Annotated in this window: 3 protein-coding genes; all 3 read right to left on the reverse strand. The window is 53.2% G+C overall.

Annotated elements, in window-relative coordinates:
• Window positions 1–307 precede the first annotated feature (307 nt).
• Window positions 308–1,207, reverse strand: coding sequence for a DUF3991 and TOPRIM domain-containing protein (locus tag SD70_RS32305; protein ID WP_231571726.1), 900 nt, complete (start codon window positions 1,205–1,207; stop codon window positions 308–310).
• Window positions 1,208–1,255: 48 nt separating this feature from the next.
• The gene (locus SD70_RS32310; RefSeq protein ID WP_231571727.1) at window positions 1,256–1,450 is read right to left on the reverse strand and encodes a hypothetical protein; all 195 of its coding nucleotides are present in this window, start codon (window positions 1,448–1,450) and stop codon (window positions 1,256–1,258) included.
• A 271-nt stretch (window positions 1,451–1,721) separates the two neighbouring features.
• On the reverse strand, window positions 1,722–4,014 hold a 2,293-nt coding region (locus SD70_RS32315; RefSeq protein WP_041052804.1), incomplete at its 5' end, for a helicase-related protein.

The raw sequence follows: 4,014 nt of genomic DNA on the forward strand, positions 1-4,014 counted from the left end.
GTTCTTGGTCAGATACACCGGTTCCCCGGACGATTTGCATAGATCGGCGATTTCATTATAGTTTTGCCGGATACTGGCAGAAGGCTTGATAATCATCTTTGTCACTCCTTGCATAGCTGTATATTGATTTTATTATACCTATTACATGCTATACAATCAATGCGGTTGCGCTTATCCTCAATCTATTCACATCTTATCCACATACAGTGAAAAATTTCGTAACCCCAAAAAAGACATTGACCGTTCAGCGTCTACCGCTATCGGGATGGTTCACCGCGTCTTCGCCGGAATTCCATCAATTCGTTGTTTACATCCTTTCCGAACTTAGGCGGCTCATCGGATATGAGAAGGGCGGGGGAGAGGAGCCTCTGTATCGTGCTGCCGCCAATCGCCCCGGCTCATCATTATCCAGGTGCAGAACAAGTCGATTTACTTGGGGAAAGCACTTCAAGTAATGCGTTAGGGCAGACGGAGGAGTAGAGTCCTCCCCATTTGTCCTGGGCCTGTATATTCCGGCCAGCGACAGCTTATGCGCCTGCCGCCAATCCCGGCCGGCGAGATGTTCCAGTGTACAGTAGGATAAGAGATCAATAGCGCTCTCAAACAGATGCAGTTCCGTACTGTTTTTCGAGGCCGGAATGGAAAACGAATACCGCTTGTCGCTGCCAACGGCTTCCCCCATATAACGGGTGCTTGTCGTACCGCGTATCGCCGCATAGCGCGGCGTCCCTTCCTGGTCAAATCCGACGAATACCGCGTTGTGATAGCGTCGGCTTTCATACAAGCGCCCCGTTTCGAGACAGTAGTCGATCAAAGTGCGATGGATACCACGTTTGCTGAGATAGGCCATGACGCGATGCGATGTATGATTCGGTTCGGGAAGCTCAAACCGCGCTGGAGATGAGCGTTGTTGCAAAGATTGCGAAAATGCAGGTGCGCTGCCTGGATGAACGCCTTCAATTTGCAGCACCGCATCGGGAAAAGACATGCCCCGCACTTTGATCAAATAGTCCAGCGCCGAGCGTCCGCCGATCCCCCTTGACCACCAGTACCATTTGCCGTTGGAAATTTTCAAGCTGTCGTGTGTCCGGGTGGTGTAGACATTGCGGGAGCATCGGACCAGTTCTGCCGGCTCGTGCATATGCAAATATGTGAGCAGGTCCAGTCTTTTGGCACGTTCGATCTGTTCCTTGTTTACATAGCTCATTGCCGCAGCTCCTTTTGGAAATCCAGGAGCGTCCGATGGGTATATGGTTCATCGTGCCTTACCCCTCTTTTTGGGGTACGTATAAGCTCTGCCTTCCTTCAACTTCGTAACGCCTTTCTTTTTCATGAATGCGTCTAAATCGCCTTCATGAACTTGACTGGTCACCCCGTTTGAGTCGCGGATGTAATAATACGTGTCGCCAAATCCGTTTTTCTCTTTGGATATCAACTCCAACGATGGCACGGTTTCTCCCTCCTCGATCAAGCCGGTTCCGTAACCAAAAGGCGGCAAAATCGGACAAAAGCATCCGCCGCTTGGGCTGGCATACAACATGTTCATTCCTCCGGAAACGAGAAAAGGACCCCAAAACCGGAGTCCAATTCGTCATGTGATTGATAACTTTAACAAGTGAGCTATCTTCGACCTGTGAAATGCTCGCACCGATACCATGTTCTTTTCCGTAATGGTCAGCATGAAGTTCCCTTTCAGGGGGAGGAACGACGGTGTCAGGCCGTTATCGCTCACGGCCCACCACCCGCCGTTCGGGCGCTTCCGGTTCTTCGTCCGGAACGCTGTCCACGGCTTCGTTTTCCCGTTTGTCCATGTTCAGAAGGGCATTCAGCTCCGCAAGCCGCGCCGCTTTCATTTGCAGTTCCTGCTCCTTCTCGAAAGGAGCCTCGATTTGCTCTTTGGCCGTGACCATCTGCTGCCGCAAGGTGGCAAGCTGCTCGCGGGCATGTTCCAGCTTTGCAGGCAAGTCGGACAAGGCATTGTTGATGCGGCTTATGTTGCCGCCTGCATCCGCTCCGAGCGTCACCGTATGACCGAGCGCGCCGCGAAGCGTGACCTTGTACTCCTTATGGAAGCTGTCAAAGGACAGCCACAAGGAAAATCCCCGGTAGCTGCCGAATTCCTGCGGATCGGGCGATGTCATGCCTTTGCAAGCGTCCAGCAAAGCCGCGCCCGCTGCCGCCCTCTCCGAGTAGGTGTAATCTTTGATCGTCATGCCGGGAAATTTATCTGCCCCATCCGCCTCGGATGCCAAAGATCGTGTATACAAAGCAACGTCCTGTTCATAGCGGGCAATTCGTTCTTCGGTGGATTTGATCTGCTGCGGCAGCATTTTGAGCAGGCGGTCCTCCAGTGCGTAGCGCTGGCTCAAGTGGTTGGCTTTGAGCAGCTTCAATTTGGATACCTGAATGTCCAGGTCCATTTTCTCTTTGATGTACGGGTTGCCGGTCGCCAGCGCCTTCACTTCGGCATAGGAGAGCGCCGTCTCGTCGATATCCTCGGCGGAACGGACCGGCGACTTGCTGGTCATGATCTGCGAAATGAAGCGCTGCTTGTTCTCCAGTGTCTGATAAAGGTACGCGTCGAACGTGTTCTCCGTCACATAGCGAAAAATATGCACTTCGCTGTTCTGGTTGCCTTGCCGGATAATGCGCCCGCTGCGCTGCTCCAGGTCCCGCGGACGCCAAGGGCAGTCGAGGTCGTGAAGGGCAATCAGCTTCGTTTGCACGTTCGTGCCCGCGCCCATTTTGAATGTCGATCCGAGCAGTATCCGAACCTGTCCGCTGCGTACTTTGGCGAACAGTTCCTTTTTCTTGACCTCGGTATTGGCATCGTGAATGTACGCGATTTCCTCGGCAGGAACACCTTTCTCCATCAGCTTGCGCCGCAGCTGGTCGTACACATTGAAGGCACCATCCTGTTTCGGAATGGACAAATCGCAGAACACCAACTGGGTCAAACGCTGCTCCTGATGTTCCGCCCAATACCGGAAGACATTGTCCGCGCAGACGCTGACTTTGCTGCCTTCGTCGTCGGGAAGCAGGGGATTCGCCAACCGCTGATCGAGCGCCAGTTTGCGTCCGTCATTGGTGATCGTCAGCATGTTGTCCTCGTGCGGCTCCACTTCTTTCGCCCGCACCCGCTCGGCGCGGCGGGCGAGATCCGCCACCATTTCCCGCTGGAAGTCGCTTGGCGGCACAGCAACATTATGATAATGCGCCTTCGGTACGGGAAGCTGGAGCATGTCCGCCGTCTGGATGTCGGCCACTTCTTTGAACATATTCATCAGTTCCGGCAAATTGTAAAAACGGGCAAACCGGGTTTTCGCCCGATAGCCCGTTCCTTCCGGAGCAAGCTCGATCGCGGTGACGGTTTCACCAAATGTCGAAGCCCATGCGTCAAAATGTTGCAATCCCTGCCGCTTGAGCCGCTCGTATTGCAAGTAGCGCTGCATCGTATACATCTCGGTAATCGAATTGGAGATTGGCGTACCCGTCGCAAAGATAATGCCCCGGCCTCCGGTCAGTTCGTCCAGATAGCGGCATTTGGCAAACATGTCCGACGACTTCTGCGCTTCGGTTTGCGACAATCCGGCCACATTGCGCATTTTCGTGTAAAGAAACAGGTTTTTGTACGAATCGGCTTCGTCCACGAATAGTCGGTCTACGCCCAGTTCCTCGAAGGTCACGACATCATCCTTGCGGCTCGTGTCGTTCAGCTTCTCCAGCTTGGTTTGCAGCGTCTTTTTCGTTTTTTCAAGCTGCTTGATCGCATAGCGTTCGCCCCTGGCTTCCTTGAGTTCCCGAATGCCATTAGTAATTTCCGAAATCTGCTCGTACAGTTGCTGCCGCTGCCGCTCCGTTGAAATCGGAATTTTCTCAAACTGCGAATGGCCAATGATGATCGCATCATAATCACCTGTAGCGATCCGCGCGCAAAACGTTTTGCGGTTTTTCGTTTCAAAGTCCTTTTTGGTCGCCACCAGAATATTCGCCGACGGATAAAGCTGCAAAAAC

This window comes from Gordoniibacillus kamchatkensis (assembly GCF_000829455.1).
GTDB lineage: Bacteria > Bacillota > Bacilli > Paenibacillales > NBRC-103111 > Gordoniibacillus > Gordoniibacillus kamchatkensis.

What these genes read in the sequence shown, in the direction of transcription:
- SD70_RS32305 (WP_231571726.1), bottom strand. Translation starts at nt 1,207, where the DNA reads ATGAGCTATGTAAACAAGGAACAGATCGAACGTGCCAAAAGACTGGAC.